Origin of the sequence: Desulfobacula phenolica, from assembly GCF_900105645.1 — a bacterium.
Classification (GTDB): domain Bacteria; phylum Desulfobacterota; class Desulfobacteria; order Desulfobacterales; family Desulfobacteraceae; genus Desulfobacula; species Desulfobacula toluolica.
This window is the reverse complement of sequence record NZ_FNLL01000054.1, coordinates 1-1,122: the sequence shown is the minus strand read 5'-3', so window position 1 is coordinate 1,122 and position 1,122 is coordinate 1. Positions and strand designations below refer to the sequence as shown.

The window sequence follows — 1,122 nt, the reverse complement described above, 5'->3', positions numbered from 1 at the left end:
AGCTATTTTCTATATATGGTGACCGGGCTTGTCCAACAAACGGTTCAGATTGTGGTTCGCTGCGCTCACACAATCTAACCTTATTCGTTAGGGGTTGGTGTGTTTTGTAGCGCGAACAACCAAGATTATCTTCCATTATCCTATCTGCCAATTCAGAATTGTGCATTGCTGAAAGTAGCAAAAGACCACGCGCCAAGTAATACATATTATGTTCACGAACCGCACTTCCACTAATAAAATTATAACTTTCTTCATTATCAGAAATAAGGTGATTCCAGAATTGGATATATTCAAGAATTTCCCCTTTTTCTCTTACTATAATACGGCGGCCTTTTGCAGGAGTTCCATCAACCCATAGCCTAGGGGATGGGTCAAAAACATAAGTAATTGCGCCATCAATATTCCAAGACGCATGATAAGCAAGTCCACCTCCTAAAGAGTGGCCAACAAAGTATAATTTGGCGTTTGGATAAAGGTTTCTAATTTTATAAGCTAATCTTTCTGCAATTTGGTATTGAGAGGGGATACGCGATTTACTCCAAGGCCACCATAAAGCAAAATTGGCCGTATGGTCAACACCACTATCTGTACCCCTAAAAACAAGAGAAACTTCGGTTATTACATTGTTTTGTTTCCGCTCGTATAAATCGGCTTGAAATGCAGATTCATAGTTGCCAGATAGTGCTCCGCGATAATGTTTAACTAATTTCCACCCAGGTATATCAAACTGAGCTTCAACCCTGTATGCATTGCTTGCCATAAGAGCAAACAAAAATGTTTCTTTGGCTATTTCAACATTTCCTGTGTATGGATGCATTGTTTTATCACAAGATAGAAATCTTGGTGAATCGTAGCTTTCACCATTTTTTCGCTGAGAACTATCAGTGACTTCATGTTCACTAACGTAGTTGTATTCTCGTGGTGAAGAAATCTTGCCAATAGGTGTTGGCAAAGCGCACCCAGACAGCAGTAACAAGCTCAACAATATACTATACAACCCCATGGTTTCCTCCTCTTTTTTATAAGACCCCAAACCCCGCGGTTAGCAAAAAAAGGAATTTGTAAGGTATTAAAATTGTAGTAGAAGCATAGAGAACCTCCCAAACAGTAATTTTTAACTTT

At 39.1% G+C, this 1,122-nt stretch carries 1 protein-coding gene; it reads right to left on the bottom strand.

Going from position 1 to position 1,122, the window contains the following annotated elements; all coding sequences use genetic code 11:
- The coding region (locus BLT94_RS21740) for an Mbeg1-like protein (RefSeq protein WP_139169120.1) at positions 1-1,003 on the bottom strand (1,003 nt) is incomplete at its 3' end.
- Positions 1,004-1,122: the final 119 nt, after the last annotated feature.